Annotated in this window: 24 protein-coding genes; 17 read left to right on the top strand and 7 right to left on the bottom strand. The window is 71.2% G+C overall.

Features of this window, described 5'->3' with window-relative positions; translation table 11 throughout:
- Position 1: 1 nt before the first annotated feature.
- The 4 genes from INQ48_32920 to INQ48_32905 all read right to left on the bottom strand — a co-directional run bounded on the left by INQ48_32920 (position 2) and on the right by INQ48_32905 (position 4,499).
- A complete protein-coding gene (locus INQ48_32920) occupies positions 2 to 1,045 on the bottom strand; it encodes an AraC family transcriptional regulator (GenBank protein ID QRF62352.1) in 1,044 nt (347 codons plus the stop codon).
- 71 nt (positions 1,046 to 1,116) lie between these two features.
- Complete coding sequence (locus INQ48_32915; GenBank protein ID QRF62351.1) at positions 1,117 to 2,097, bottom strand: tripartite tricarboxylate transporter substrate binding protein; 981 nt, start codon at positions 2,095 to 2,097, stop codon at positions 1,117 to 1,119.
- A 13-nt stretch (positions 2,098 to 2,110) separates the two neighbouring features.
- Complete coding sequence (locus tag INQ48_32910) at positions 2,111 to 3,646, bottom strand: AMP-binding protein (protein ID QRF63051.1); 1,536 nt, start codon at positions 3,644 to 3,646, stop codon at positions 2,111 to 2,113.
- A 187-nt stretch (positions 3,647 to 3,833) separates the two neighbouring features.
- Complete coding sequence (locus tag INQ48_32905) at positions 3,834 to 4,499, bottom strand: TetR/AcrR family transcriptional regulator (protein ID QRF62350.1); 666 nt, start codon at positions 4,497 to 4,499, stop codon at positions 3,834 to 3,836.
- Between the two features lie 116 nt (positions 4,500 to 4,615).
- Here INQ48_32905 and INQ48_32900 point away from each other — a divergent pair, with 116 nt between their 5' ends.
- The 12 genes from INQ48_32900 (at position 4,616) to INQ48_32845 (ending at position 16,594) form a co-directional block, all read left to right on the top strand.
- A complete protein-coding gene (locus INQ48_32900; GenBank protein ID QRF62349.1) occupies positions 4,616 to 5,194 on the top strand; it encodes an SCO family protein in 579 nt (192 codons plus the stop codon).
- Entirely contained in the window at positions 5,191 to 5,865 is a 675-nt protein-coding gene (locus tag INQ48_32895; GenBank protein QRF62348.1) for a TetR/AcrR family transcriptional regulator, read from the top strand. The genes INQ48_32900 and INQ48_32895 overlap by 4 nt, the downstream gene beginning before the upstream one ends.
- Before the next feature lie 88 nt (positions 5,866 to 5,953).
- Positions 5,954 to 7,681: a thiamine pyrophosphate-binding protein gene (locus INQ48_32890; GenBank protein ID QRF62347.1), complete on the top strand. Its 1,728-nt coding sequence runs from the start codon at positions 5,954 to 5,956 to the stop codon at positions 7,679 to 7,681.
- A gap of 1 nt (position 7,682) precedes the next feature.
- Positions 7,683 to 8,486 (top strand): glucose 1-dehydrogenase, encoded by an 804-nt coding sequence (locus INQ48_32885; protein ID QRF62346.1) that lies wholly within the window; start codon positions 7,683 to 7,685, stop codon positions 8,484 to 8,486.
- 20 nt (positions 8,487 to 8,506) lie between these two features.
- Positions 8,507 to 9,460: an alcohol dehydrogenase catalytic domain-containing protein gene (locus INQ48_32880; protein ID QRF62345.1), complete on the top strand. Its 954-nt coding sequence runs from the start codon at positions 8,507 to 8,509 to the stop codon at positions 9,458 to 9,460.
- Positions 9,461 to 9,483: 23 nt separating this feature from the next.
- Positions 9,484 to 10,635: an ABC transporter substrate-binding protein gene (locus tag INQ48_32875; protein QRF62344.1), complete on the top strand. Its 1,152-nt coding sequence runs from the start codon at positions 9,484 to 9,486 to the stop codon at positions 10,633 to 10,635.
- Positions 10,636 to 10,665: 30 nt separating this feature from the next.
- Complete coding sequence (locus tag INQ48_32870) at positions 10,666 to 11,541, top strand: branched-chain amino acid ABC transporter permease (GenBank protein ID QRF62343.1); 876 nt, start codon at positions 10,666 to 10,668, stop codon at positions 11,539 to 11,541.
- Positions 11,538 to 12,476, top strand: coding sequence for a branched-chain amino acid ABC transporter permease (locus INQ48_32865; GenBank protein QRF62342.1), 939 nt, complete (start codon positions 11,538 to 11,540; stop codon positions 12,474 to 12,476). Before INQ48_32870 ends, INQ48_32865 begins: the two co-directional genes overlap by 4 nt.
- Positions 12,473 to 13,258: an ABC transporter ATP-binding protein gene (locus tag INQ48_32860; GenBank protein ID QRF62341.1), complete on the top strand. Its 786-nt coding sequence runs from the start codon at positions 12,473 to 12,475 to the stop codon at positions 13,256 to 13,258. Before INQ48_32865 ends, INQ48_32860 begins: the two co-directional genes overlap by 4 nt.
- Before the next feature lie 14 nt (positions 13,259 to 13,272).
- A complete protein-coding gene (locus INQ48_32855; protein ID QRF63050.1) occupies positions 13,273 to 14,004 on the top strand; it encodes an ABC transporter ATP-binding protein in 732 nt (243 codons plus the stop codon).
- Between the two features lie 11 nt (positions 14,005 to 14,015).
- On the top strand, positions 14,016 to 15,047 hold the full coding sequence (locus tag INQ48_32850) for an alpha/beta hydrolase (protein ID QRF62340.1): 1,032 nt from the start codon (positions 14,016 to 14,018) through the stop codon (positions 15,045 to 15,047).
- A complete protein-coding gene (locus INQ48_32845; protein QRF62339.1) occupies positions 15,044 to 16,594 on the top strand; it encodes a hypothetical protein in 1,551 nt (516 codons plus the stop codon). Before INQ48_32850 ends, INQ48_32845 begins: the two co-directional genes overlap by 4 nt.
- On the opposite strand, the gene INQ48_32840 is transcribed toward INQ48_32845, so the two are convergent.
- Genes INQ48_32840 through INQ48_32830 form a run of 3 tightly spaced genes read right to left on the bottom strand, consistent with a single transcriptional unit; the run spans position 16,588 to position 18,868 of the window.
- Positions 16,588 to 17,010, bottom strand: coding sequence for an ester cyclase (locus INQ48_32840; GenBank protein QRF62338.1), 423 nt, complete (start codon positions 17,008 to 17,010; stop codon positions 16,588 to 16,590). The two genes, INQ48_32845 and INQ48_32840, sit on opposite strands and share 7 nt — an antisense overlap.
- On the bottom strand, positions 17,007 to 17,873 hold the full coding sequence (locus tag INQ48_32835) for a ChbG/HpnK family deacetylase (GenBank protein QRF62337.1): 867 nt from the start codon (positions 17,871 to 17,873) through the stop codon (positions 17,007 to 17,009). Before INQ48_32835 ends, INQ48_32840 begins: the two co-directional genes overlap by 4 nt.
- Positions 17,870 to 18,868, bottom strand: a complete 999-nt coding sequence (locus INQ48_32830) for a glycosyltransferase family 2 protein (protein ID QRF62336.1) — start codon at positions 18,866 to 18,868, stop codon at positions 17,870 to 17,872. Before INQ48_32830 ends, INQ48_32835 begins: the two co-directional genes overlap by 4 nt.
- 292 nt (positions 18,869 to 19,160) lie before the next feature.
- On the opposite strand from INQ48_32830, the gene INQ48_32825 reads away from it, so the two are divergent.
- The 5 genes from INQ48_32825 to INQ48_32805 all read left to right on the top strand — a co-directional run bounded on the left by INQ48_32825 (position 19,161) and on the right by INQ48_32805 (position 26,398).
- Positions 19,161 to 20,711: a glycosyltransferase family 39 protein gene (locus INQ48_32825; GenBank protein ID QRF63049.1), complete on the top strand. Its 1,551-nt coding sequence runs from the start codon at positions 19,161 to 19,163 to the stop codon at positions 20,709 to 20,711.
- Between the two features lie 351 nt (positions 20,712 to 21,062).
- Positions 21,063 to 21,842, top strand: a complete 780-nt coding sequence (locus INQ48_32820; protein QRF62335.1) for a sulfite exporter TauE/SafE family protein — start codon at positions 21,063 to 21,065, stop codon at positions 21,840 to 21,842.
- A 253-nt stretch (positions 21,843 to 22,095) separates the two neighbouring features.
- Positions 22,096 to 23,586 carry an AAA family ATPase gene (locus INQ48_32815; GenBank protein ID QRF62334.1) on the top strand — a complete coding sequence of 497 codons (1,491 nt, stop codon included), beginning with the start codon at positions 22,096 to 22,098 and terminating at the stop codon, positions 23,584 to 23,586.
- A 10-nt stretch (positions 23,587 to 23,596) separates the two neighbouring features.
- Positions 23,597 to 25,312 (top strand): response regulator, encoded by a 1,716-nt coding sequence (locus INQ48_32810; protein ID QRF62333.1) that lies wholly within the window; start codon positions 23,597 to 23,599, stop codon positions 25,310 to 25,312.
- 57 nt (positions 25,313 to 25,369) lie between these two features.
- On the top strand, positions 25,370 to 26,398 hold the full coding sequence (locus INQ48_32805; GenBank protein ID QRF62332.1) for an AraC family transcriptional regulator: 1,029 nt from the start codon (positions 25,370 to 25,372) through the stop codon (positions 26,396 to 26,398).
- Positions 26,399 to 26,458: the final 60 nt, after the last annotated feature.

Genomic DNA, 26,458 nt, shown 5'->3' with positions numbered 1-26,458 from the left:
ATCAGGACGCCGGCGGGTTCGCCCGGTACTCGGTCGGCCCCGTGCCGGTCCAGCGCCGGAAGGCCCGGTGGAAGGTGCTGTACTCGGCGAACCCCAGCCGCAGCGCGATGGTCTCGAGCTTCACATGGCCCTGGCGCACCATGTCGAGCGCCGCGCGGCGGCGCACGTCGTCGCGCAGCTCCGAGAAGCCGCAGCCCTCGTCGGCCAGGTGCCGCCGCAAGGTCACCGGTGTCATGTGGAGGCGGGCCGCCACGTCATCCAGGCTCATCGGCGTGCCCACCTGCGCGCGCAGGATGGACTTCACGCGGTCGCTGACGCGGCTGTGGTCGTAGTAGCGCGTGATGAGCGTGCGCGGCGCTTCCGAGAGGAAGCGGCTCAGGCGCTCCTCGCCGCCGATGATCGGCAGCGAGGCCAGGTGGCTCTCGAGCCGCAGCGCGGTGAACGGCTGCTCGAAGCGGATCTCGCGCGTGTCGTAGGTGCGCAGCGTCTCGGCGCTGGTGGGCCGGCGCGGGTACGAGAACTCGACCGCGGTCAGCGGAATGCGGCGGTCGACCAGCCAGCACATGAACTGGTAGAGCAGGAAGACGGTCGCGCCATGCAGGCTCACGTGCCGCTCGGGCGAGAGCGTGCGCAGCGGCTTGAGCCAGACGATGGCCTCGCCGCCCTCGCGGCGGATCTTGATCGAGAAGTCGTCGACCACCAGTGCATAGAAGCGGCCGATGACGACCAGCGCCTCGCCGAGCGTGCGGCAATTGACGATCAGCCGGCACAGGGTGTGGAAGGTGCCCGGCGGGATCGGCCGCGAGGCGATGCCCCAGGCCTCGTCGCGCGCGCGCCGCGCCAGCAGGACCAGGAAGCGCGTGAAGGCCTGCTCGGTGACGCGCAGCCCGCGCGCGTCCAGTTGCAGCGGATCGATGCCCGAACGGCGCAGCACCGCCTGGGCCTGCGCCGGCGGCAGGTCCGCGCTGCGGAGGAACAGCTGCACGAACCAGCCGGCGATCGGCGGCGGCGTGGCGCTCGGCGAGGGGCCGGGGACGGCGGTCATGAAGCGGGCGGGTGCAGGGAAAGCGCGGGCATGCGCTGCGCATTGTCGCGCCGCCCGCACGAGCGACAGCGTCAATCGGCCGTGATGTTGAAGCGCCGGCTCAGCGCCTCCCAGTGGCGGTACTCGTTCTGCATCGCGGCCGTGATCTGCTCGGGCGTCTCGCTGCTGGGCTCCAGGCCGGCCAGCTGCAGCCGGCCGACCATGTCGGGCTCCTGCAGGATGGCGCGGATCGCGTTGCGCAGGCGCTCGGCCACCGGCGCCGGCGTGCCCGCGCGCAGGAACAGCCCCCACCAGCCGGTGTAGTCGAAGCCCGCGTAGCCGAGCTCGTGCAGTGTGGGCACCTGCGGCAGCGCGGTCAGCCGCTTGCTGTGCGCCACCGCGATCGAGCGCAGTCCCTTGTCGCCCTGGCGCTCGATCGCGGTGGCGGCCGAGACGAAGGCCATCGGCACCCGTCCGCCCAGCATGTCCTGCAGCAGCGGGCTGGTGCCGCGGAAGGCCACGTGCGGCATCTCGATGTTCCAGGCCGCGCGCAGCTGCTCGCCGTAGATGTGCGAGGTCGAGCCCGCGCCATAGGAGCCGAAGGAGAAGTTGCCCGGGTTGGCCTTGGCCGCGCGCGCGAGGTCGGCCAGGTTCTGGTAGGGGCTCGACGCGGGCACCACCAGCACCACCGCCTGCCGGCCCAGCAGCACCAGCGGCTCGATGTCCTTCGCGAAGTCGTAGGGCGGCTTGCCGCGCGACAGCGCGATGTTCTGGATCAGGCTGGTGATGTGGAACAGCACCGTCAGGCCGTCGGGCGGCTGGCGCAGCAGGTATTGCGTGCCGATGAGCCCGTTGGCGCCGGCCTTGTTGTCGACCAGCACGGTGCGCGCGAGCACCTCCTGCAGGCGCTGCGCGAGCGGGCGCACCACCGGGTCGGCCGCGCCGCCGGCGGCATAGGGCACGAGCAAGGTCAGCGGCCGGGTGTCCTGCTGCGCACTGGCCAGCTCGGGCAGGCCGGCCAGCGATGCCAGCAGGGCCATCGTCCAGTGCCTGCGTCCGATGTCGATCGTCATGGTCGGGTCTCCGTCACGGTTGGGAAGCGGGCGCGGCGAGCGCGCGGTAGCGGTCGCGCACGACGCGCTTGAGCAGCTTGCCGGTCTCGGTGCGCGGCAGGTCGGTCGCGAAGTCCACGCTGCGCGGGCACTTGATGGCCGAGAGATGGGCGCGGCAGTGGTCGATGAGCTGCTGCGCGGTCGAGGCACCGGCGAGCGCGGGATCCTTGAGCTGGACCACGGCCTTCACCTCCTCGCCGAACTCCGCATGCGGCACGCCGATGACGGCCACCTCGTGCACCAGCGGATGGTCCTGCAGCAGGTTCTCCGCCTCCTGCGGATAGATGTTCACGCCGCCCGAGATGATCATGTTGGCGCGCCGGTCCGTGAGGTAGAGGTAGCCCTCCGCATCCACGTGCCCGATGTCGCCGAAGGTGCCCCAGCCCTGCGGCGTGTGGGTCTCGGCGGTCTTCACCGGATCGTTGTGGTACGCGAAGCTCGGGCCGCCCTCGAAGCAGACCAGGCCGTCGACCATCGGCGCGCATTCACCGCCGTCGTCGCCGACGATGTGCAGCACGCCCTGCTTCGCGCGGCCCACCGAGCCCGGGTGCGCGAGCCATTCGGGTGCCGAGATCGCGGTGGCGCCGGCGCGCTCCGAGCCGGTGTAGTACTCCCAGACGATCGGGCCCCACCAGTCGATCATGCGGCGCTTGACCTCGAGAGGGCAGGGCGCCGCCGCATGCAGCGCCAGCCGGTGGCTCGAGAGATCGTGGGCCGCGCGTCGTTCGGCCGGCAGCGCGAGCAGGCGGATGAACATCGTCGGCACCCATTGCGAATGGGTGACGCGCCAGCGCGCGATCGCCGCGAGCGCGCCTTCGGCATCGAAGCGGCGCATCAGGACCACCGTGCCGCCGAAGGCCACGCAACGCACGCTGAAGCGCAGCGGCGCCGCGTGATAGAGCGGCGCGGGCGAGAGATAGACGCTCGCGGGATCGAAGGCGAAGAACGAGAGCCAGTCGCCCGCGAGCGCCTTGCGCAGCTGCTGGTCCTCGAGCTTGTGCTTGATGCCCTTGGGCCGGCCGGTGGTGCCCGAGGAGTAGGCGAAGTCCAGGCCCAGGGGCCGGTCCGGCAGCGGCGGTACCGGGCCGTCGGCCTCGACGAGCGCGCGGTAGCTCGCGGCGCCTTCGACCGGGTCTTCGGCGTCGATGCAGAGCACCTCCTCGAGCGGCGCCGGCCAGGCCGAGCGCTCGGCCCAGGGCCGCAGCGCCGTCTCGGTCAGCAGGATGCGCGCGCCCGAGTCCCGCAGGATGTAGTCGATCTCGCCGGGCGTGAGGTGCGTGCTGATCGGCACGTAGTAGAGGCCGGCGCGGCGTGCCGCGAAGGTGAGCTCGAAGTATTCGAGCCGGTTGCCCAGCAGGATCGCCACCACTTCGCCGGCCTCGAGGCGGGCCGCGAGGAAGCACGCGAGCCGCGCCGAGCGTTCGTGCAGGCGCCGGTAGTCCAGCGTTTCGCCGGTCTCGGCCAGGATGGCCGCCGGTCGCGCGGGGGCCTCGGCGGCGAATCGCGCCAGGCCGTCAAGGACGGGTTCGTTCGATGGCAAGTCGGTCTCCGTGTGGCCCTCGCCACCTGCGGCGGCGCGGACCTTGTCTCTCGTTCAATGGTCCGAGGATACGAAGCCGGGTCGGCGCGCGGCATGACCGGGCCGATCAAACTGCATGACGCGCGGCGGCGCGTCAGGCGGCGTATCAGGCGGCGTATCAGGCGGCAGGGCCGCTCTTGCCCCAGTCGTCCACCATGCTCGTGACCAGGTGCTTGACCATCAGGCGCGTGTCGGACCAGTCCATGGTCCGCGTCATGCATGGAAACACGATCGTGCCGTGCACCGCCGCGATCAGGATGTCGGTGGCCAGGCGCGCGTTCATGGGCGGGCGCGCCAGGGTGCGGAAGAACTCGTCCACCGTGTCGTAGTAGAGCTTGAGGCTGTCCTGCACCACGGGCGACCGGCCGAAGGGCACGCCGGCGCTGCCGACCGCCGGCGCCCGGTCCACGCTGGGCGCGGGAAAGATCACCAGGAATTCCTCCATGTGCTCGAGCCAGTAGTCGGCCGTGCCGATGAAGAGCTTGAGCACGCGCCGCTGCGGACTGCGCACGCGCGCGATCAGCTCGCGCAGCTGCTCGGTCGAGGCCTGCATGTCGTGCGCGCGGATGTGGAAGAACAGGTCCTGCTGGTCGTGGAAGTACTGATAGATGGAGCCCGGCGCATAGCCGGCGGCCGCGGCGATGCGCCGCAGCGAGACGGTCGACGGCTCCTCGTCGGCGAACAGCTTGCGACCCGCGGCGATGAAGGCCTCCCGGACCTTGGCCTTGTCCTCGGGAGTTCGCGCGCGGCTGAGGACTTCGGGTTTGGACGGGCGGAATGACATGGGGTGGCTTGGCTCTGGGGCTGGGGTTCTTCCGCGCGGGGCGGTGGAGCAAAAGTATAGGCCCGGGCACGGGAAAACCCGGTTCATAAATGAACATGTGCAATTAATATCCGCCCATGACGAACGAGACCTCCACGGCGCCGGTGCGCGCCTGCTGCTGCGGCGGCGCAACGGCTGCCGAACCCGTCCAGGCGCCGACGGCGCGCCCGGCGCCCATCGATGGCCGCTTCGAGCTGGTCGACCACCATGGCCGCGCCGTCACCGAGCGCAGCTTCGGCGATCGCCATCTGCTGGTCTTCTTCGGCTTCACGCATTGCGCCGTGGTCTGTCCGCGCGAGCTCGGCAAGCTGGGCGCCGCGCTCGAGCGCCTCGGGCCGCTGGCCGATCGCATCCAGCCGCTCTACGTCACGGTCGATCCGCGGCGCGACGACCCGAAGACCATGCAGGCCTATGTCGCGCGCCAGCCCGGCGGCTTCACCGGGCTCACCGGGACGCCCGCGCAGGTCGAGGCCGCCAAGAAGGCCTTCCGCGTGTTCGCGGAACCGGTGCCGGACGCCGGCGCACCGGGCGGCTACGTGGTGCCGCACACGGCCTTCGCCTACCTGATGGCGCCCGGCGGCCGCTACCAGGCCCACCTGCCCGACGCGCTCGACATCGACGCCGTGGTCGAACGCCTGCGCCGGCACATCGTGTGACCGGGCGCAAGGCGTACTCCGCGGTCGACAGGCAGCGGGTGCGCCAGGCCTTCATCGACGCGGGCCGCCGCATCCTGGTCGAGCAGGGCGCGGGTGCGATGTCGATGCGCCACATCGCGGCCCGGGCCGGCTACTCGCCGGGCGCGATCTACCAGTACTTTCCCGACCAGCGCGCGCTGCTGGTGGCGATCCGCGAGTTCGACATGAACGCGGCCACCGACGCCATGGAGGCCTGCGCGCGGGCCACGGCCGACCCGGCGCGACGCGTGCGCGCGGTGTTCCTCGCCGCGGCGCACTACTGGCTCGCGCACCCCGACCACTTCGACGTGCTGTTCGCCGGCTCGCGCGAGCGCGTGGCGCTGCACACGCCCGAGGGGCTGCCCTTCGGGCGCTCGGCCAGCGTCGTGCGTTCGCTCGCGCTCTACCGGCAGGTCGTCGACGGCTTTCTGGCCTCGCTGCCATGCCGGCCCGTCGACACCACGCTGGCCATGGACGCGCTGATCGCGGCCACGCACGGCGTGATCGCGTTCCCGCGTGTCACGCCGAGCATGCCCTGGTCGGCGACCGAAGCGATGGTCGAGGCCGTGGTGAACGCATTGATCGGGCAGTGGATTCGCGAGGCCCAAACGGCGGCCAAGGGAAAACACCGATCTTTAAATGAACGTGTTTAATTAAAGTCCGCCACCAACGAGACGCGGCTTTCGAAACGCACGCGTCTCCTTTCGGTAACGCGCTCGAAGCGCACTCTGGAGAGCATCCGTGGCGAAACTCAATGGCGGTCAGATCCTGATCGACGTCCTCCGGCGCTTTGGCGCCGACACCGCATTCACCCTTCATGGCGGCCACCTCGATTCGGCCTACCAGGCCGCGCGCGACGCCGGCCTGCGCGTGGTCGACACGCGCCACGAGCAGGCGGCGGGCTTTGCCGCCTCGGCCTATGCGCGCAGCACCGGCCGCCTCGGCGTGGCGCTGGTGACGGCCGGCGGCGGCATCACCAACGTGGTCTCGCCGGTGGCCAATGCGCTCGCCGACTGCGTGCCGATGCTGGTCATCGGCGGCGCGGCGCCGCTGCAGGACCTCGATGCGCTGCCGGTCAACGGCGGCGTCGACCAGATGGCGGTGATGCGCTCGGTCACCAAGTGGGCCGTGCAGGTGCCACACATCAACCGCCTGGCCGATCTGGTGGGCCAGGCGATCCGCAAGGCGACCACGGGCCGCCCCGGACCGGTCTACGTCGAGATCCCGATCGATGTGATGTTCGGCCTGATCGCGCCCGAGGAGGTTCGGCACCTCGACCCGGCCGGCGCGCCGACGCGCCCCGCGCCCACGGCCGACGCGGTGGCGCGCATCGTCGCGCTGCTGCGCGGCGCGCAGCGCCCGGTGATCCTCGCCGGTGGCGGCACGCTCTATGCGGGCTGCGCCGCCGAGCTGCGCGCCTTCGCCGAGCGCTCCGGTATTCCCGTGCTCACCAATGCCAAGTCGCGCGGCGTGCTGCCCACCGACCATGCGCTGTGGGGCCGCGGCTATGCCACGCTGGCACCGGCGCGCGGCCAGGGCCTGGTGCCCGACCTGCTGCTGGTGCTGGGCGCGCGCTTCGGCATCTATACCGGCGGCCGCCGCAAGTCCTTCCTGCCGGCCGAGGCGAAGATCGTCCAGGTCGACATCGAGCCCGGCGAGATGGGGCGCATCCGCGAACCCGACCTCTCGGTGACGGCCGACTGCGGCGAAACCCTGCGTGCGCTGCTGAGCGCCACCGAGTCCGAGCCGCTGCCCGACACCAGCGCATGGGCGCATCGCCTGTGCGCCGTCGGTGCCGCGTCGAAGCAGAACTTCGCGCAGGTGGCGGCGGCCGAGAGCGGCCCCGTGCATCCCTATCGCCTCGCGGTGGCGGTGGCGGCGGCACTGCCGCGCGATGCGGTGGTCTGCCTCGACGGCGGCGAATCGCATTCGTGGATCGACATGACGGCGCACAGCGACGCGCCCGGCCGCTGGCTCGGCCACGGCTACGTGGGCTGCATGGGCGAGGGCCTGCCGCTGGCGGTCGGCGCGCAGGTGGCCAACCCCGGGCGGCGCGTCGTGCTGTTCACCGGCGACGGCTCGATCGGCTTCAACTTCGCCGAGTTCGACACCCTGGTGCGGCACGGGCTGCCGGTAGTCGTGGTGGTCAACAACGACCAGATGTGGGGCATGTCGGCGCACGGGCAGGACCTGATGTACGGCGAGGGCCGGCGCATGGTCAGCGACCTGGGCCGCACGCGCTACGAGCAGGCCGCGGCCGGCTTCGGCTGCCACGCGGAGTTCGTCGAGGACGTGGCGCAGCTCGACGCGGCGCTCGCGCGCGCGCTGGCATCGAACCGGCCGGCCTGCGTCAACGTGATGACCGACCCCGCCGTGATGCACCCGATCACGCAGCGCTTCGTCGGCCGCATGGCCGAGCGCGATGCCGAGCGCAACTTCGTTCCCTATGCCGACGACCTGGAGGCCTGAGATGACCTTGCCAGGCAAGAGACTCGAGGGCCGCGTGGCCCTGGTCACCGGCGCGGGCTCCGGCATCGGGCGCGCCATCTGCGTGCGCCTGGCCGAGGAGGGCGCGCGCCTCGCCTGCCTCGACCGCGATGCCGCCGCCGCGCGTGCCACCGCCGATGCGATCGGCGGCGGCGCGCTGGCGATCGCCGCGGACGTGGCGAACGCCGCCGACATGCATCGCGCCGTCGAGGCCACGGCCGCCGCCTTCGAGCGGCTCGACATCGCCGTCAACGCGGCCGGCGTGGGTGCCAGCGCGCGCCTGGTCGACACCACGCTCGAGACCTGGCAGCGCGTGCTCGACGTGTGCCTCACGGGCGTCTTCGTCTCGCTGCAGGCGCAGGCGCGGCAGATGCTCGCGCAGGGCGGCCCGGCGGTGATCGTCAACATCGCCTCGACCAATGCGCGGCAGCCCGGCGAGGGGCTCGCGGCCTATTGCGCGGCCAAGGCCGGCATGGAGATGCTCGGGCGCGTCGCGGCGCTCGAGCTTGCGGCGCAGGGCATCCGCGTCGCGTCGGTGGGGCCGGGCCTCACCGACACGCCGATGGTGGCGCGCCTGCTTGCCGACCCGGTCGCGCGCGAGGCCTTCTTGGACAACATCCCGCTGCAGCGCCCGGCCCGGCCCGAGGACATCGCGGCGGCGGTCGCCTACCTCGCGAGCGACGACGCGGCCTACGTGACGGGCCAGACCCTCTACGTGGACGGCGGTGCCTCGATGCAGCGCTACCCGAGCCTCGCCGCGCGCAAGCCGTCGGCGCCGGCCGCCTGAGCCCGCCCCTGGAGAAACGCATGAAAGCACTGGTCTACGTGGGCGACGCGACGGTCCGCCAACTGGAGGTTCCCGCGCCGCGTCCCGGAAGCGGGGAAGTCATGGTCCGCGTGCTGCAGGCGGGCGTCTGCGGCACCGACATGTGCGTGGTGCGCGACGAGCGGCCCAAGGCCGAGGCGCCGATGACGCTCGGCCACGAGTTCGTCGGCCTGCGCGAGGACACCGGCGAGCGCGTCATCGTCAATCCGCTGCTGGCCTGCGGCTGCTGCCGCGCCTGCGGCGAAGGCCGCGCCCACCTGTGCGAGCGCCGCCAGGTGATCGGCGTGCACCGCGACGGCGGTTTCGCCGAGGCGGTCGCGGTGCCCGAGGGCAATCTCGTGCCGGCGGGCCACGCGACGATCACGCAGGCCGCGATGGCCGACCCGATCGCCACCGCGCTGCATGCCTACCGACTCGGCGCCGCCGCGATCGGCAGCGGGCCGGTCGCGATCCTCGGCGCGGGCTCGATCGGGCTGTCGCTGCTGTTCGTGCTCAAGCGCTTCGGCGTGAAGGACGTGACGGTGACCGACCTGTCGGCCGAGCGCCGCGCCTTCGCCGACGCGGGCGGTGCCGACCGCACGGCCGAGGCCATCGAGGGCAGCTTCGACGTGGTCTTCGATTCGGTGGGCGCGGTCGCCACGCGGCGCGACGCCGCGCTCAAGGTGCGCCCGGGCGGCGTGGCGGTGCTGGTCGGCCTGCACAGCGCCGACCTGGCGTTCCCGGCCGGGCCGCTGATCGGCGGCGAGCGCACCGTGAAGGGATCGTTCGGCTACACGCCCTACGAGTTCCGCGAGGCCGTCGCGATGCTCCCCGACCTCGACACGCGCTGGGTGCATGCCGTGCCCTTCGCGCAGGCCGAGCAGATGTTCACGCGGCTGCTCGAAGGCAGCCTGCCACCCGGCCAGATCAAGCTGCAGATGCGCATGAGCGCCTGACCCACAACTAGACGGAGAAAACCATGAGAGCTTTCATTCGCCATGCCCTTCTCGCCTTCGCGGGGCTCGCCGTCGGCGCCGCCGCGCAGGCCCAGGGCGAGCCGATCCGCATCGGCGCCATCCTGTCGGTGACGGGCCCGGTGGGGTTCATCGGCGACCCGCAGCAGAAGACGCTGGAGCTGCACGTCAAGCGGCTGAACGAGCAGGGCGGCGTGCTGGGCCGCAAGATCGCGCTCACGATCTACGACGACCAGTCCGACCCGAACAACGCCAATACCTTCGCCAAGCGCTTGGTCGACACCGACAAGGTCGACGTGCTGCTGGGCGGCACCGTCACGCCGACCGCGATGGCGATCGTGCCCTATGCCGAGCGCGCCGGCGTGCCCTTCGTCTCCACGGGCGGCGGGCTCGCGCTGGTCGATCCGGTGAAGAAGTGGGTCTTCAAGACGCCGCACTCCGACCGCATGGTGGCCGAGCGCATCCTGCAGGACATGCAGGAGCGCGGCATCAAGCGCATCGCGCTGCTGTCGGAGACCAGCGGCTTCGGCCAGTCGGGCCGCAAGGAGGTCACGGCGGCGGCGGCCCGCTTCGGCATCACGGTCGTGGGCGAGGAGAGCTACGGCCCGAAGGACACCGACATCACGCCGCAGTTCACCCGCCTGCGCAACCTGCAGGACCTGCAGGCGATGCTGGTCTTCTGCGGCGCGGGCACCAGCCCGGCCGTCGCGATCAAGAACTACGCGCAGATGGGCTTCAAGCTGCCGGTCTACATGCCGCATGCCGCGGTCAACCAGGAGTTCATCAAGCTCGGCGGCGCGCCCACCGAAGGCGTGCGCATGCCGACCACGGGCTTCGTGGTGCCCGACGCGCTGAAGGACGGCGATCCGCAGAAGGCGCCTTCGCTCGACTACTACCGCAGCTTCAAGGAGGCCTACAAGGTCGACGCCTCGCCCTTCGGCGGCAACGTGGCGGATGCGCTGGCCATCGCGGTCGACGGCATCAAGCGCGCCAACGGCACCGACAAGGCGAAGCTGCGCGACGCGATCGAATCGACCAGGGGGCTCGTGGGACTGAACGGCACCTTCACCATGACGCCGGCCAACCACAACGGCCTGACGACCGACTCGCTGCGCATCATCGAGGTGCGCAACGGCCGCTTCGAGCTCGTCAAGTGAGCACGCTACCGCGCCGGCATGGGGGCCACCATGTTCTCTGAACTGCTGCAGTTCCTCTTCTCCGGCCTGACGGTCGGCGCGATGTACGCGCTCGCGGCGCTCGGCTATGCGCTGATCTACAACGCGAGCCACATCGTGAACTTCGCGCAGGGCGAGTTCATCATGCTCGGCGCCATGACGGCGGCGGCCATGGTCGAGGCCGGCAGCGGCCTGCCGCTGGCGATCGCCGTGGCCATCGTCGCGTCGGTGCTCACCGGCGCCTGCATGGAGCGGCTCGCGGTGCGGCCCGCGCGCGGCGCGCCGCTGATCACGCTGCTGATCATCACGCTGGGCGTCGCGCTCGTGATCCGCGGCGTGGTGCAGGTCGTGCTCGGCAAGGGCAACCATGCGCTGCCCGCGTTCTCGGGCGATGCGCCGCTGCGCGTCGCGGGCGCCACGCTGGTGCCGCAGAGCCTGTGGGTGCTGGGCGTGACCTTGGCGGTGGTGGTGCTGCTGGCCTGGTACTTCGGCCGCACGCTCTCGGGCAAGGGCATGCTCGCGACCTCGCACAACCCGCTGGCCGCCGCGCTGGTGGGCATCGGCACCGACCGCGTGATGCTGGTGTCGTTCGCGATGTCGGGCGCGCTGGGCGCCATCGGCGGCGTCATCACCGCGCCGATCACCTTCACGAGCTACGACGCGGGTGTGGTGCTCGGCCTCAAGGGCTTCGCGGCCGCCGCGCTCGGCGGCATCGGCAGCGGGCCGGGCGCGATCGTCGGCGGCCTGGTGCTGGGCGTGATGGAGGCGCTGGCCGCAGGCTACGTCTCCGCCGCCTACAAGGATGCGGTGGCCTTCGTGCTGATCCTGCTGGTGTTGATGTTCTTGCCACGCGGCCTGTTCGGCGTGCGGGTGACGGAGCGCGTATGAGATTTCCCACCCGCCATGCCGGCCTTGCGCTGCTCGCGGCCTTGCTGCTGCTGTTCCCGGTGCTCGGGCCGAGCGGCTTCGCCTACGACATCGCGATCCGCATCGCCATCAACGCGGTGGTCGTGATCGGCCTCAACCTGCTGTTCGGCTACGCGGGGCAGATCAGCCTGGGGCACGCGGCCTTCTTCGGCTTCGGTGCCTACGCCTCGGCGATCCTGACCACGCATTTCGGCTGGCCGCCGCTGGCCGCGCTGGCCGCCGGCGCGGCGGCGACGGGCGTGCTGGCCTTCGTGGTCGCGCGGCCGATCCTGCGGCTGGCCGGTCATCACCTGGCGATGGCCACGCTGTCGCTCGGGTTGATCGCGACCATCGTCTTCAACAACGAGACCCGCTGGACCGGCGGCTCGGACGGCATGACGGTGCCGGCGCTGTCGGTGTTCGGGTGGTCGCTGTCGGGCGAGCCAGCCTGGTATGCGTTCACCGCGGCGCTGCTGCTGCTCGCGACCTGGGCCGCGTCGAACCTGGTCGACTCGCCGGCCGGCCGCGCGCTGCAGGCCATCCGCGGCTCGGAAGTCGCGGCGCGCACCGTGGGCATCGAGGCCGGCCGCTTCAAGACGCGCGTGTTCGTGCTGTCGGCCGTGATGGCCAGCGTAATGGGCAGCCTGATGGCGCATTACGTCGGCTTCCTCACGCCCGCGGCCGCGGGCCTCACGCGCTCGGTCGAGTTCGTGATGATGGTGGTGCTGGGCGGCACCGCCTCGGTCTTCGGATCGATCGTCGGCGCGGCCATCATCACCTTGCTGCCGCAGGTGCTGCATGCCTTCGAGTCCTTCGAGACCTTGCTGCTCGGGATCATCCTCACGGCCGCCATGATCTTCATGCGCGCGGGCATCGTGCCGACCCTGAAGGGCTTGTTCGCCAGGAGGCCTTCATGAGCGCGCTGGCCAAGCCGGTGGTCGATGCGCTGAAGGTCGAGGGGCTGTCGATCGCCTTCGGCGGCGTGAAGGCGATCCAGGACCTGAGCTTCGAGGTGCATGCGGGCACGGTGCACGCGATCATCGGTCCCAACGGCGCCGGCAAGACCACGCTGATCAACCTCGTGACCGGCATCTACCGGCCCACGGCCGGCCGCATCGCGCTGTTCGGCAGCGACGTCGACGGCACGCCGCCCGAGCAGCTCGCGCGCAGGGGGCTGAGCCGCACCTTCCAGAACCTGCAGGTGTGCATGAACATGAGCGCGGTCGACAACGTGATGATCGGCGCCCACCTGTCGCTCGGCACGGGCCTGCTGCGCGGCATGTTCCGCCCGCCCGCGCTGCGCCGCGCCGATGCGCAATGCCGCGAACGGGCGCTCGAGCTGATGGACTTCGTCGGCGTCGGCGCGCATGCCAAGGCGCAGGCGAGCCAGCTGTCCTATGGCGCGCTCAAGCGGCTGGAGATCGCGCGCGCATTGGCCGCCTCGCCGCGGCTGCTGCTCATGGACGAGCCGGCCGCCGGGCTCAATCACACGGAGACGGCACAGATCGAGGTGCTGATCCGCCGGATCGCCGAGAACGGCACCACGGTCGTGCTCGTCGAGCACGACATGAAGCTGGTGATGGGCGTGTCGGACCGCATCCTGGCGCTGCACTACGGCCGCCGCCTGGCGCTCGGCAGCACGGCGCAGGTGCGCAACGACCCCGAGGTGATCGCCGCCTACCTGGGGGCCGAGGCATGAACGCCGTACCCGCGATGCAGGAGGACCGCTCGATGAAGACGCTGCTCGAGGTGCGGGGCCTGACCAGCCACTACGGCCGCATCCAGGCGCTGCACGCCGTCGACCTCGCGGTGCGCGAAGGCGAGCTGGTGGCGCTGGTGGGTGCCAACGGCGCGGGCAAGACCACGCTGCTGCGCGCCATCTCGGGCGTGCAGCCGGTCTCGTCCGGCGCCATCGCCTTCGATGGCGAGCCGATCGTGCGCGCGCCCTGCGCCGTGCGCGTCAAGCGCGGCATCTGCCAGGTGCCCGAGGGCCGGCAGGTGTTCGGCCCGATGACGGTGGAGGACAACCTGCGGCTCGGCGCCTTCGTGCGCAACGATCCCGCGCAGGTCGAGAGCGACCTGGCGGCGATGTACGCGCTGTTCCCCATCCTCGGCGAGTTCCGGCGCCTGGCGGCCGGCACGCTGTCGGGCGGGCAGCAGCAGATGCTGGCGATGGCGCGCGCGCTGATGGGCCGGCCACGCCTACTGCTGCTCGACGAGCCCTCGATGGGGCTGGCGCCGCTGATCGTGAAGGAGATCTTCGGCGTCATCGGCCGGCTGCGCGACGAAGGCAAGACCATCCTGCTGGTGGAGCAGAACGCGCGCGCCGCGCTGGCCATCGCCGACCGCGGCTACGTGATCGAGACCGGCCGCATCACGCTCGAAGGCCCGGGCCGCGCGCTGCTCGCCGACCCCGCGGTGCAGGCCGCCTACCTCGGCATGTGAGGGAGATGAAGATGCGACACGAGATCACTGCGCACGAATGCGCGACCCCGCGGCACACCACCCGCTACCTGGCGGCCGGCCTGGCCGACGGGCCGCTGATCGTGTTCGTGCACGGCTGGCCCGAACTGGCCGAGAGCTGGCGCCACCAGATCGAGTGCTTCGCGGCGCTCGGTTTTCGCGTGGTGGCGCCCGACATGCGCGGCTACGGCGGCTCGACCGTGCATCCGGCATGCGAGGACTACGCGATGGAACAGATCGTGCAGGACATGGTCGAGCTGCTCGCGCACCTCGGGCGCGACCGGGCGATCTGGGTCGGCCACGACTGGGGCTCGCCGGTGGTCTGGAGCATGGCCAGCCATCATGCGGACAAGTGCCTGGGCGTCGCGAGCCTGTGCGTTCCCTATCTGCCGAGCGGCTTCACGCTCGACAGCCTGCTGCCGCTGGTCGACCGTGCCGTGTATCCGCAGGCCCTGTATCCGGCGGGCCAGTGGGACTACCAGTGCCACTACCAGGAAAGCTTCGAGGCGGCGCGGGCCGCGCTCGAGGCCGATCCGCGGCGCACCGTCAAGGCGCTGATGCGACGCGGCAATCCGGAGGGGCGCGGCAAGCCCTACCGCACCGCGACGATGCGGCGCGACGGCGGCTGGTTCGGCGGCGCGGGCATCGCGCCCGACCTGCCGCGCGACGCCGCCGTGCTCTCCGAGGAGGCGCTCGCCGAATATGCCGAGCGACTGGGCCGCAACGGCTTCTTCGGTCCCGACGCCTGGTACATGAACATGGCGCGCAACGCTGCCTTCGCGGCCACCGCGCCCGCCGCGGGGCGGCTCGCGATGCCGGTGCTGTTCCTGCATGCCGCCTTCGACTGGATCTGCGAGACCCGCGACTCGCGCCTGGCCGCGCCCATGCGCGCGATGTGCGGCGACCTCAGCGAGGCCGTGGTCGACAGCGGCCACTGGATGCAGCAGGAGCAGCCCGAACGCGTCAACGCCTGCCTGGCGGCCTGGATCGCCCGGCGCATCGAACCCGAGGAGAAGACCGCATGACCACCGCCGAAGCCCACGACACCCTCACCGACCGCCAGGCCGGGCACCTGCGCCACTTCGCCAACCTCGCGCGCCAGCCGCCCAACGACTGGTCGCTGATGCAGGGGCGCGGCGCGGGCCAGGACGACTTCGGCGGCTACCGCTTCCAGCTCTCGTACATGGCCTATGCGCTGGCGCTGGCGCATCGCCATCGCCTGCCGGCCGCGCCGGGCGCGTTCAAGCCGGTCTTCGAGCGCCTGGTCGAGAAGATGCTGCTGCCCGAGGTCTGGATGTACTGGGCGCGCGTCAGCCGCGGCGGCAGCGTGTTCAACCTGCACCTGTCGGACCGGCTCGAGGAGCAGTGGGATCCGGTCGCGCGCGACAACATCATGTACAGCGCCTACGTGCAGTCGATGGCGCTGCTCTACGACTACCTGTTCGACGATCACCGCTACGCCGCGCACGGCGCGCTCACCTTCAGCTACTGGTCCTTCTTCTGGGGCGGCAAGGAGCGGCGCTACGAGTACGACCAGAACAGCCTCAACGAGACCGTGTACTGGCAGATGGTCGAGAGCGGCTACCTGGGCGTGGCCTGCGAGCCCAACTGCGTGTTCCAGATCTGCAACCAGCCGGCCATCCTCGGCTTTCGTATGCACGACCTGGTCAATGGCCGCTCGGTGGCGGCCGAGGTCACCGAGGCCTACCAGAAGGCCTGGTCGCAGTTCGGCCGGCTGGGCGCCAACGGCCACTACAACATGATGATGGCGCAGGACACGCAGGTCGTGCGCGACAACGCCGGCCCCTCGCCCTGGGCCGACGCCTGGTGCGGCACGCTCATGAACATGTGGAACCGCGAGTTCGTGCACAGCCACTATCCCGCGCAGATCCGCGACTGGCTGGTCGAGGGCCGCGACGGCGCGCTGTCGGTGCGCTCGGCCGAGCGGCCGCTGATCATGGGCCAGGCGGTGGTCAACGACGATTCCGATTTCGGCTGGGCCGCGACCTGGGCCTCGGAGATGGGCGATGCCGCGACGCTGGCCGGCCTCGAGCGCCATGCCGAGCGCCACATGGCGCCCACCTGGCGCGATGGCGGCTTCTACTTTCCGCGCAACGACGCGCCGCAGGACGCCGAGGGCCATCGCACGCTGATGGAGCCGATGTGCGGCAACGTGCTGATGGGCTATGCGGCGCTCAACGTGCCCGACGGGCTCTGGAAGCTCTACAACGAACCCATCGCCGCCGAGGAGCGCCGCCATCCCGCGCTGGTGGAAGTGGGCGATGCCGTGGACGTGCTGCAGGCCCGTTTCGATCCGGCGTCGCGGCGGCTCCGGTTCGCGCTGCGCCGCTGCGCCGGCGCGCGCGGCGGCCTCGAGGTCGTCATCGGCCGGCTGGCCGAACAGGGGCGCTGGACGCTCGCGCTCGATGGCCGCGAGGTGGCCGCGGGCAGCGGCCGTGCCGTGAGCCGAAGCACCTTTCCGGCGCTGCGAACCAGCGAGTGCGGCCTGCTGCTCGAATGCGGCGGCCTGGCGGAAGCGGGGCGATTCGTGCTGAGCTTCGACGCTCAGTAGGGCTGCCGCGCGCCGCGCGACGCCACGAGCTGGTGTTCGATGGCCGCCTTGTCGATGACCGACCACACGCGCGCGATCCGTCCGTCGACGAACTCGTAGAAGACGTTCTCGGCGAACGACACCTTCAGGCCGTCGACGTCGAGGTCCAGGAAGCGTCCCTTCGGCGTGCAGTCGAAGCGCAGCCGGCTTGCGACGCGCGGCGCGTCCACGACCAGCAGCTCCAGCTCGAAGCGCAGGTCGGGAATGTCGTCGAAGTCCTTCTCGAGCATGCGGCGGTAGCCCGCGACGCCGAGGTGGACGCCGTTGTGGCTGACCTCCTCGTGCACATGGCGGCCCAGCGCGCCGAAGTCCCGCGCGTTGAGGCAGTCGAGGTAGGCGCGGTAGGCATGGTCGAGTGGGAGGCTTGCGGAGGTCATCGGGTCGCGGTGTCGTGGGTCGGGCAGCACATTGTGCGCAACCCATGCATCCCGCCCGACAGGGCCATGAGCTCGACCTGCCCGCCCCGGGGATCGCGCCACGGGAACTCCATGGCCGCCAGCACCGTGTACTCGGCGGCCCTGGCTTCGTGGTGCGGCGTGCCGGCGTCCTCGGCCAGCGAGGGATGGCACATCAGCACGTCGCCGCTGCGCGCGGCGGACAGCCAGGCGAGCAGGCGCTGCCGGTAGCCCGCCACCCCGCCCGCGAAGTTGTAGACCCCCAGCAGGCCCCGGCTCGTCGGGATCGAGCGCCGCGCGGCGTCGCGCACCAGCGCGCGGCCTCCCAGCGCATGGATGACCCGGGGCTTGAACGCGGCCGCGCCGGGCCGCGTGTTGCGCAGCCATGGCGGCGCGGCCGCGTAGCGGCGCGACAGCTCCTCGAGCAGCAGCTCGCGCACCATCGGCAGCTGGTGCACGTGCCGGTGGCCGTCGACGAAGGCGGGCGCGCGGCCCAGGCCGTCCTCGAAGCGCGCGAGCTGCCCGGCGATGGTCTGCCGCAGGCGTGCCCGCGGCATGGACCGCGCGTAGCAGCGCAGCACCAGCGCACCGAGGCCGGGCTCCTCGGCGCCCGCGGTTCGTGGCGGGGTCAGGTCCAGGTGCAGGCCCACGTCGACGCACGCGGCATCGACGCGCCGCAGCGCGGGCAGCCCCCGGGGCCAGGCCTCGCGCAGCACCAGGCAGCCGGTGGCCGAGAGATTGCGCCGCGCGATCAGGTCGAGCACCGCCGCGTTGATGCCCGCGCTCATGCCGAAGTCGTCGGCGCAGATGCAAAGCCGTTGCGTTGCGGCGACGTGCGAGGTCATGGCTCCTCGGTCTCCAGGCCGTGGCCGCGCTGCTCGCGCACCACGTAGACGGGCCGGCCCTTGACCTCCTCGAAGATGCGCGCGACGTACTCGCCGAGGATGCCGGTGGAGATCATCTGCACGCCGATGAAGAACATCAGGCTCACGACGATGGTCGACCAGCCCGACACCTCGTTGCCGAAGCACATGTAGTCGAGCACCACGTAGCTGCCGTAGCCGAAGGCCGGAACCGCGAGCAGCAGGCCGGCCACGCTGACCATGCGCAGCGGCCAGGTGGTGAAGGAGGTGAGGCCGTCGAGCGCCAGCTTGACGAGGCGCCGCGCGTTGAAGCGGCTGCGCCCCTCGGCGCGCGGCGCCGGCGTGTAGGGCAGCGCCACGGCGCGAAAGCCGACCCAGGCGTACAGGCCCTTCATGAAGCGGCTGCGCTCGGGCAGCTTCAGCAGCGCATCGACCACCTTGCGGTCCATGAGCCGGAAGTCGCCCGCGTTCTCGGGCACCGCGAAGCGGTCGGAGGCGTTGAGCAGCCGGTAGAACAGGCGCGTGCTCAGCGTCTTGAGCGGCCCCTCGTCGCGGCGGTCCTCGCGCACCGCATAGACCACCTCGGCGCCCGCGCGCCACTGGTCGATCATGGCGCGCACCAGCGCGGGCGTGTGCTGCATGTCGCCGTCGAGCAGCACCACCGCGTCGCCGCGCGCCGCGCCCAGGCCGGCGGTCAGGGCCGCTTCCTTGCCGAAGTTGCGCGACAGCGAGAGGCTGCGGATGCCCGGCCGCTCGCACCAGGCGCCGAGGACGAGCTCGGTGTCGTCGGTGCTGCCGTCGTTGACCACGATCACTTCCCAACGCAACTGGGTGGCGCGAAGCATGCGCTCGAGTTCGGGCAGCAGGGCGCCCAGGTTGCGTGCTTCGTTGAAGCAGGGAACGACGCACGAGATGCTCGGTATCGCAACCGCTCGTGGCCTCTGCAGCCTGGAGAACTCGGGGATGGGTGCGTTCATGATGGGGCTGGCGGCACGACGCGTACCGTGACAGGGAATGGGCCGGAGATTACGAGCTTGTGCATGGGAAAGCACTCAATTCCATGTGCGCGATGCACCCCATTCGGCCGGGTCAGTGCGGGGTCAGCATGGCCGGCTCCACGCGCATCGCGACGCGTCGAAACCATCGTTCGCGAAGTCAGGCGGCGGTGAGGTGCGGCCCCTATAAATCCCGCCCATGACTTCCGGATCGACGCCCGTGCCGGGCCGCTTTCTCCCCACTGCCGATGCCACCGCCACGGGCGGCGCGCCGATGGAGCGCTGGGTGCCCGCGCTGCTCGTGGCGCTGGTGCTGGCATGGGCCTGGCCGATGGTGGCGCTCGATGTCACGCCGCCCTGGGACAACGTGGAGGAGCTGTTCTGGAGCGGCAGCCTGCAGTGGGGCTACTACAAGCATCCGCCGCTGCCGAGCTGGCTGCTGAGCCTGCCGGTGGCGCTGCTCGGCCGGCAGCCGTGGCTGACCTACGTGGGGGGCGTGGGCTGCGGCGTCGGCGCGCTCTACCTGCTGTGGCGCTGGTCGCGCGAGATGATGACGCCGGCGCGCGCGGCCTTCGCGCTGCTGCTGGGCACGCTGGTCACCTACCACGTGCAGCGCGCGGTGGTCTACAACCACAACACGGTGCAGCTGCTGCCGCTCGCGGGCTACTGGTGGATGCTGTGGCGCGTGCTGCGGCCGGCCGGGAGCGGGCGCGCCGACTGGGTCTGGCTCGGGCTGTTCGCGGCCCTGTCGATGCTCACCAAGTACAGCGCCGCGGTGCAGTTCGCCGTGGGCCTGGGCTTCGTGGTCCGCCAGGGCCTGTGGCGCGATGCGCGCGTGCGGCGCGACCTGCTGCTGGCCAGCGCGCTGGCGCTGGTGCTGCTGGCGCCGCACCTGTGGTGGGTGCTGCAGCATGGCGACACCACGGTGCTCTATGCACGCCACTCGGTCCATTCGGTGCATGCAGCCGGCAGGCACCTGCTGCCGCGGCCGGTGTTCGTGCTGCTGGTCCAGCTCGCGCGGCTGTCGCCGATGCTGCTGTTCATCGGCTGGGCCTGGTTCGCGCAGCGGCGCGAAGCGGCCACGCAGCCGGCGCCGCTGCCCGCGGCATTCGACCGGCGCTTCCTGGCCTGGGCGACCCTCGGTCCCACCGTGCTGGTGCTGGTCGCTTCGGCCTTGCTGCATTCGCGGCTGATTCCGGCCTGGCTCACGACCTTCTTCCTGCCGCTGGGCGTATGGGCGGCTGCCTCGCTGCCGTGGCTCGACGTGGAGCGCTGGAGCCGGCGCCGCTGGCAGGCGGTGCTGGCGGTGGTGGGAGTGCTGCACATCGCCACCGCCTGGGCCTATGCGGGGGTCGACGGCGTCTGGAGCGCGCGGGCCGGCCGCGCGACACGCGCCAACCTGCCATCGCAGCGGATCGCGGCGGCGGTGGAGGCGACATGGCGCGATCGCATGGGCGAGCGTCCGCTGACGCTGCTGGTCGGCGACACCTGGTTCGCGGGCGCCGTCGCGCTGCGGATGGATCCCGGCGTGCGCCTGCTCATCGACGGCGACGAGCGAACCTCGCCCTGGCTGGCACCGGGCGTGCTGGCGCGCGAGGGTGGCATGGTGCTGATGCTCGACACGCGGCCGTTCCAGGCTGAGGGGCCATTGCTCGAGCCCTTGATGAAGACCGTGGATTGCGCCGGCAGCATGGAGCTGCCCTGGACCGGTGAGGGGCCCGAGCGCCGCGTGCTGCTTCGTTGGGGCATCGTGCTGGCGGAGAACGAACGGGGCGCGCCGGGCATCGCCTGCGGTCACGATCCGCGCGCGAGCGCGGCGCGCTGAGCCGACGGCTCGCTGCTGCTCGTGGAGCCGGGGTACTTCGACGCCGCATGACAGGGGAGCGGGACCGGGAGACCCGCCAGCGCTGGAGAGGCGGTGCGGCGTGCTGCGTGCGCCCAGGGGGCCCACCTATAATTCACCCCCGATGCCGGCCCCCGGCATCACTCTCGACTGCAGGCGCCTCGTCCCGCGACCGCGCCTTCCCCCCGCTTCCCCCGATGTCTGCGCCCGTGCCCCCGTTCGTTCCCGATCCCGCCGGATCGCTTCCCACGTCTCGTCTTTCGCCTCCGCGGCTTCGCAACGCCGTCGCCAGCGCGCAAGTGCTGCCCGACCCGCGCCGCTGAAGGCCGACGCGTGCAAGACCTCTTCTCCGGCGCCGGCCCGGTGCTGGCCTTCATGGCCTGCGTCGCCCTCGCCACCTACGCCCAGAACCTCACCGGCTTCGCCTTCAGCCTGATCCTGCTCGGCCTGGTGTCGGTGTTCCACATCGCGAGCGTCGGCGACGCGGCCAACGCGGCCACGGTGCTGAGCCTGATCAATGCCTGGACCTACTTCCGCGCGCGGCCCGGGCCGGTGCCGTGGCAGCTGATGAAGCCGGCGCTCAATGGCAGCACGGTGGGCGTGATCGTCGGGCTGATGCTGCTGACCTGGCTCAGCGGCAGCGCGGTCGACTGGCTGCGCGCGCTGCTGGGGGTGTCGATCCTCGGCTGCGCGGTGCTGCTGGTGTTGCAGGCGAAGCCGCTGCCGGCGATCTCGGGGCGCAGGAGCTTCGCCATCGTCGGCTGCCTGTCGGGCGTGCTCGGCGGGCTGTTCTCGAGCTCGGGGCCGCCGATCGTGTTCCACATGTACCGGCAGCCGCTGGACCGCGAGCTGGTAAGGCGCGCGCTGCTGCTGATGTTCGCGTTCAACTCGCTGGTGCGGCTCGTGATCGTGGTGCCGACCGGGCACTTCTCGTGGCGTGCCGCGCTGCTCGCGGCCTGTGCGATGCCGGTGGTCTATGCGGCCACCCGGTTGCATCACCGGCTGCCCAACCGGCTGCAGCCGCGCACGCTCAAATGGCTGGTGGGCGGGCTGCTGGCCGCCGCGGGCTCGACGCTGTTCGCCGCGGCCTGGGCCGCGATCGCGCACGGCTGACGCCACCGGTCGCGGTGGCCTGGCACCGTCCTGCCTTGCCCGCACGAGGCAATGGCTTACACGCGAAGTGCCCGAAACGCCCCTGTCGCGGGGCATCCCGCGCGCGAGAATTCCAGTCAGAATTTGTTGTGGTTGATGAGTTGCACCGCCGCTGCCGATGAAGCAGTGACCCTCTTCCTGGACCACCACGTGGCATGCAGAGCGGCCTGGGTCATCCCGGGCGTGTATTCCTCCAAAAAAACGCTTTGCTGTCATGCCATCCTCACTCACCTCCACGGGCATCCCGGGCCTCGACGACATCCTCGGCGGCGGGTTGCCCGCCCAGCATCTCTACCTGGTCGAGGGCACGCCGGGCACCGGCAAGACCACCCTCGCGCTGCAGTTCCTGCAGGCCGGCCGCGCTGCCGGCGAGCGCGGGCTCTACGTCACCCTGTCCGAAACCTCCGAGGAACTGACCGAGGTCGCGGCCTCGCACGGCTGGTCGCTCGAGGGCATCGAGGTCTACGACCTGGTGAGCGACGAGGGGCTCAGCGAGGAGGCCGAGCAGACGGTGTTGCATCCCTCGGAGTTCGAGCTCGGGGAGACTACGCGCGACGTCATGCGCCTGGTCAACGAGCAGAAGCCGCAGCGCGTGGTCTTCGACAGCCTGTCGGAGATGCGGCTGCTGGCCCAGAGCGCGCTGCGCTACCGGCGCCAGATCCTCGCGCTGAAGCGCTTCTTCGCGCAGCGCGGCTGCACCGTGCTGATGCTCGACGACCGCTCGGGCGGCGATGGCGACCAGCACCTGCACAGCATCGCGCACGGCGTGCTGCACCTGGAGCAGAACACCAACGACTATGGCGCCGACAAGCGGCGGCTGCGCGTGGTGAAGCTGCGCGGCGTGAAGTTCCGCAGCGGCGAGCACGACTTCAACCTCGACCGCGGCGGGCTGCAGGTGTTTCCGCGCCTGGTGGCCAGCGAGCACGAGCAGCGGATCGACGAGCGCCTGGTCTCGACCGGCACCGCGGCGCTCGACACCCTGCTGGGCGGCGGCCTGACACCGGGCAGCAGCCTGCTGCTGGCCGGACCCGCGGGCGTGGGCAAGACCACCACTGCGATCAGTTGCGCCGTGGCCGCCGCGCGGCGCGGCTCGAAGGTGGCCTACTACCTGTTCGACGAGGGCCTGGGCACGCTGCGGCAGCGCTCGCGGGCGCTGGGGCTCGACGTCGAGCCCTACATGAGCTCGGGCCACATCACGATCCGCACGCTGGATCCGGCCGAGGTCTCGCCGGGCCAGTTCGCGCACTCGGTGCGCATGGCGGTGGAGCAGGACGGCGTGCAGATGGTGGTGATCGACAGCCTCAATGCCTACCTGCACGCCATGCCCGGCGGCAAGTACCTGATACTGCAGATGCACGAGCTGCTGGCCTACCTGAACCTGCGCGGGCTCACCACGCTGCTGATCCTGTCGCTGCATGGCACCGTGGGCGAGATGCGCGCCGACGTGGACCTGAGCTACCTGAGCGATGCGATGCTGAACTTCAGGTACTTCGAGGCACGCGGCAACCTGCTGAAGGCGATCTCGGTGATCAAGAGCCGCACCAACGCGCACGAGCAATCGATCCGCGAGTTCCGCCTGGGCCCGCACGGGGTCGAGGTCGGCAAGGCGCTGAGCGACTTCCAGGGCGTGTTGTCGGGCGCGGCCCGCTACACGGGCACGCAGCCACTGCTGGGCGATAGCGATATCGCCACGCCGTCCGCATGAAAGGGCCGGCGTGGAAAACCGCATCCTGATCCTCGCGCCGCGCGGCCGGGATGCGCAGGTGATCCGGGCCTTGCTCGAGGGCCAGGGCATCGATTGCCTGGTCTGCGCCGACGCGGCATCGCTGCTGGTGGAACTCGAGATCGCGGCCGCGGCGGCGATCGTGACCGAGGAGTCGCTGGCGGACGGCTTCGACAGCGCGCTGGGCGCCTGCCTGGCGAAGCAGCCGGCCTGGTCCGACCTGCCCTTCGTGGTGCTGGCGATGCGCCAGTCGGGTCGGCGTTCGGCCAGCGCGCAGGCCTCGCTGCAGCAACTCGGCAACTCGGTGCTGCTCGAGCGGCCGCTCAACCCCGAGACGCTCGCGAGCGCGGCGCGCTCTGCCCTGCGCGCGCGCCAGCGGCAGTACGCCACGCGCCGCCACCTGAACGACATCGAGTCGGCCAAGGCCACGGTCGAGCGGCTCAATGCCGAGCTCGAAGGGCGCATCGCCACCCGCACGGCCGAACTCGCGGGCGCCAACGACTGGCTGATGCGCGAGATCGCCGAGCGCGAACGGTTGCAGGCCAACGTGGTGCAGGGCCAAAAGCTCGAGGCCATCGGCCGGCTCACGGGCGGCATCGCGCACGACTTCAACAACCTGCTGCACGTGGTCAACCTCAACCTGGAGTTCATCAAGCGGCTGGCGCCCGAAGGCAAGCTGGCCGACTATGCGCGCCGCGCGAAGGAGTCGGTGGCGCGCGGCTCGCGACTGACCGGGCAGCTGCTGTCGTTTGCGCGGGCGCGCAGCCTGGTGCCGCGGCTGCATGGCGTGAATGCGCTGGTCACCAATCTGCGCGAGCTGATCGAGGTCTCGGTCGGCTCGAAGGTGCGGGTCGAGTTCGACCTCTGGGCGGATGAACTCTGGGTGATGCTCGATGGCGCGCAGCTCGAGATGGCGCTGCTGAACATGTCGGTCAATTCGCGCGACGCGATGCCCGAGGGCGGGCAACTGACCATCCGCACGGCATTGGCGAGCGCCGCCGACGGTTCGCCGCAGGTGCTGGTGAGCGTGCAGGACACCGGCAGCGGCATACCGAGCGCGGTGCTCTCCAAGGTGTTCGATCCCTTCTTCACCACCAAACCCAATGGCCATGGCACGGGCCTGGGGCTGAGCCAGGTCTACGGCTTCGCCAGCCAGTCGGGCGGCCAGGCCGAGATCCGCAGCACGCCGGGCGAGGGCGCGACCGTGACCCTGCGCTTCCCGCTGTCGCAGCCCGAGCAGGCGGATGACGCCGCATCGCCGCGCGAGCGCGAGGGTGCCGCGCCCGCCAGGCAGGACCCGCGCAGCGAGGTGCTGGTGGTGGAGGACGATGCCGAGGTCCGCCAGGGCATCGCCGAAGGCCTGCGCCTGCTGCAGTACACCGTGCGCGAGGCCAGCGATGGCCACAGCGGCCTGCAGGAGCTGAAGCGCCGCCGGCCCGACCTGCTGATGGTCGACTACCTGATGCCGGGCATGAACGGCGCCGAGCTCGCGGCGGCCGCGCGCCGGCTCTATCCGCAGATGCCGGTGCTGGTCGCGACCGGCTATGCCGACATGGCGGAGGTGCAGAAGGTGGTCGGTTCGCACTCGGTGCTGCGCAAGCCCTTCGATCTCGAGACGCTCAGCGGCGCGGTGAGTGCGGAGCTCGGCCGCGCGCGGACGACGGCGCGGGCCGCGGGCGAGCGCGAACGGGTCGTTTCCGGGTCATAAGCTCACAGCGATTCGTTCTTTGGCGCCGCGCGCGGCCTCGGCCACACTGGCGGGCCCATGCCTTCCCTCACCGTCATTCCCGACGCAGCCAGCCCGTCGGCCGATGCCGGGTTCGACGCCCAGGCCGACCGGGTGGCCGACTGGCTGCTCGGCAGCCTCGAATGGAACGCCACGCTGTTCCATGTGGGCCAGTACTGCGGCCGCTGGCGCGCCTCCACGGCGGGCCGTGCTCGCGCGAGCTTCCACCTGATCCTCGAGGGCCGCTGCTGGCTGCACCGGCCGGGGCTCGAATCGGTGGCGCTGTCGCCGCGCGACGGCGTGTTCCTGATGCGCGACGTGCCGCATTTCCTGTCGCCCTATGCCGACCCCGGCATCGACTGCGCGCCGCGCGCGATGCAGCCGCTGTCGGCCAGCCCCGCGCTGGGAGAAACCGCGCTGGCCTGCGGCTTCTTCTCGTTCGACGGGCCGCTGCGCGACCTGGTCGCGCAGTCCTTTCCCGACTGCCTGGTGCTGCGCGCCGACGACCTCGCGATGGCCTCGGCCGCCACCCTGTTCGACCTGATGCGCAGCGAGGCGCTGCGCGCCGGCACCGAACCCTCGGTGCTGATGGACCGGCTCGCCGGCCTGCTGTTCTTCTATGGCCTGCGCCACGTGGCGCGCAGCGACGCGAACGCGCGCGGCTTCTGGGGCCTGCTGCGCCGGCGCGGCTTCGCGCCCTTGCTGGCGGCGCTGCTGCAATCGCCCGAGCGGCCCTGGAGCGTGGCCGACATGGCGCAGCGCGTGCATCTCTCGCGCGCGGCCTTCTTCCGCCAGTTCGGCGAGGCCTGCGGCCAGTCGCCGCTGCAGTTCCTGCAACTGCTGCGCATGCAGATCGCGGCGCGCAAGCTGACGCAGGGCGAGTCGATCGCGCAGGCCGCCGAGGCCGTGGGCTACGACTCCTATGCCGCGTTCTCGCGCACCTTCAAGCGCGTGATCGGCGAACAGCCGGGCGCCTGGCAGCGCGCGCGGCGGCTCGACCGCAGCGAGGCCGCCGGCGTGACCGCCAGCGAGACGAACCGGCACAGATCCGAGACGCCCGGTCATTGATGCCCGCGGGCGGGCCGCGAAGAATCGGTGCCAGTTTCCGCACCCCACGAGCCGCACCGA

This window comes from Variovorax paradoxus (assembly GCA_016806145.1).
Taxonomy (GTDB): domain Bacteria; phylum Pseudomonadota; class Gammaproteobacteria; order Burkholderiales; family Burkholderiaceae_C; genus Variovorax.
Note: the sequence above shows the minus strand (reverse complement) of the source record. Positions and strands in the feature narration are given on the sequence as shown.

Excerpts from the sequence above, each read along its gene's own strand:
- INQ48_32920 (QRF62352.1), bottom strand. The coding sequence starts at position 1,045 with ATGACCGCCGTCCCCGGCCCCTCGCCGAGCGCCACGCCGCCGCCGATC.
- INQ48_32915 (QRF62351.1), bottom strand. The coding sequence starts at position 2,097 with ATGACGATCGACATCGGACGCAGGCACTGGACGATGGCCCTGCTGGCA.
- INQ48_32905 (QRF62350.1), bottom strand. The coding sequence starts at position 4,499 with ATGTCATTCCGCCCGTCCAAACCCGAAGTCCTCAGCCGCGCGCGAACT.
- INQ48_32900 (QRF62349.1), top strand. The coding sequence starts at position 4,616 with ATGACGAACGAGACCTCCACGGCGCCGGTGCGCGCCTGCTGCTGCGGC.
- INQ48_32885 (QRF62346.1), top strand. The coding sequence starts at position 7,683 with ATGACCTTGCCAGGCAAGAGACTCGAGGGCCGCGTGGCCCTGGTCACC.
- INQ48_32880 (QRF62345.1), top strand. The coding sequence starts at position 8,507 with ATGAAAGCACTGGTCTACGTGGGCGACGCGACGGTCCGCCAACTGGAG.
- INQ48_32875 (QRF62344.1), top strand. The coding sequence starts at position 9,484 with ATGAGAGCTTTCATTCGCCATGCCCTTCTCGCCTTCGCGGGGCTCGCC.
- INQ48_32870 (QRF62343.1), top strand. The coding sequence starts at position 10,666 with ATGTTCTCTGAACTGCTGCAGTTCCTCTTCTCCGGCCTGACGGTCGGC.
- INQ48_32865 (QRF62342.1), top strand. The coding sequence starts at position 11,538 with ATGAGATTTCCCACCCGCCATGCCGGCCTTGCGCTGCTCGCGGCCTTG.
- INQ48_32860 (QRF62341.1), top strand. The coding sequence starts at position 12,473 with ATGAGCGCGCTGGCCAAGCCGGTGGTCGATGCGCTGAAGGTCGAGGGG.
- INQ48_32855 (QRF63050.1), top strand. The coding sequence starts at position 13,273 with ATGCAGGAGGACCGCTCGATGAAGACGCTGCTCGAGGTGCGGGGCCTG.
- INQ48_32850 (QRF62340.1), top strand. The coding sequence starts at position 14,016 with ATGCGACACGAGATCACTGCGCACGAATGCGCGACCCCGCGGCACACC.
- INQ48_32845 (QRF62339.1), top strand. The coding sequence starts at position 15,044 with ATGACCACCGCCGAAGCCCACGACACCCTCACCGACCGCCAGGCCGGG.
- INQ48_32840 (QRF62338.1), bottom strand. The coding sequence starts at position 17,010 with ATGACCTCCGCAAGCCTCCCACTCGACCATGCCTACCGCGCCTACCTC.
- INQ48_32835 (QRF62337.1), bottom strand. The coding sequence starts at position 17,873 with ATGACCTCGCACGTCGCCGCAACGCAACGGCTTTGCATCTGCGCCGAC.
- INQ48_32830 (QRF62336.1), bottom strand. The coding sequence starts at position 18,868 with ATGAACGCACCCATCCCCGAGTTCTCCAGGCTGCAGAGGCCACGAGCG.
- INQ48_32825 (QRF63049.1), top strand. The coding sequence starts at position 19,161 with ATGGAGCGCTGGGTGCCCGCGCTGCTCGTGGCGCTGGTGCTGGCATGG.
- INQ48_32815 (QRF62334.1), top strand. The coding sequence starts at position 22,096 with ATGCCATCCTCACTCACCTCCACGGGCATCCCGGGCCTCGACGACATC.
- INQ48_32805 (QRF62332.1), top strand. The coding sequence starts at position 25,370 with ATGCCTTCCCTCACCGTCATTCCCGACGCAGCCAGCCCGTCGGCCGAT.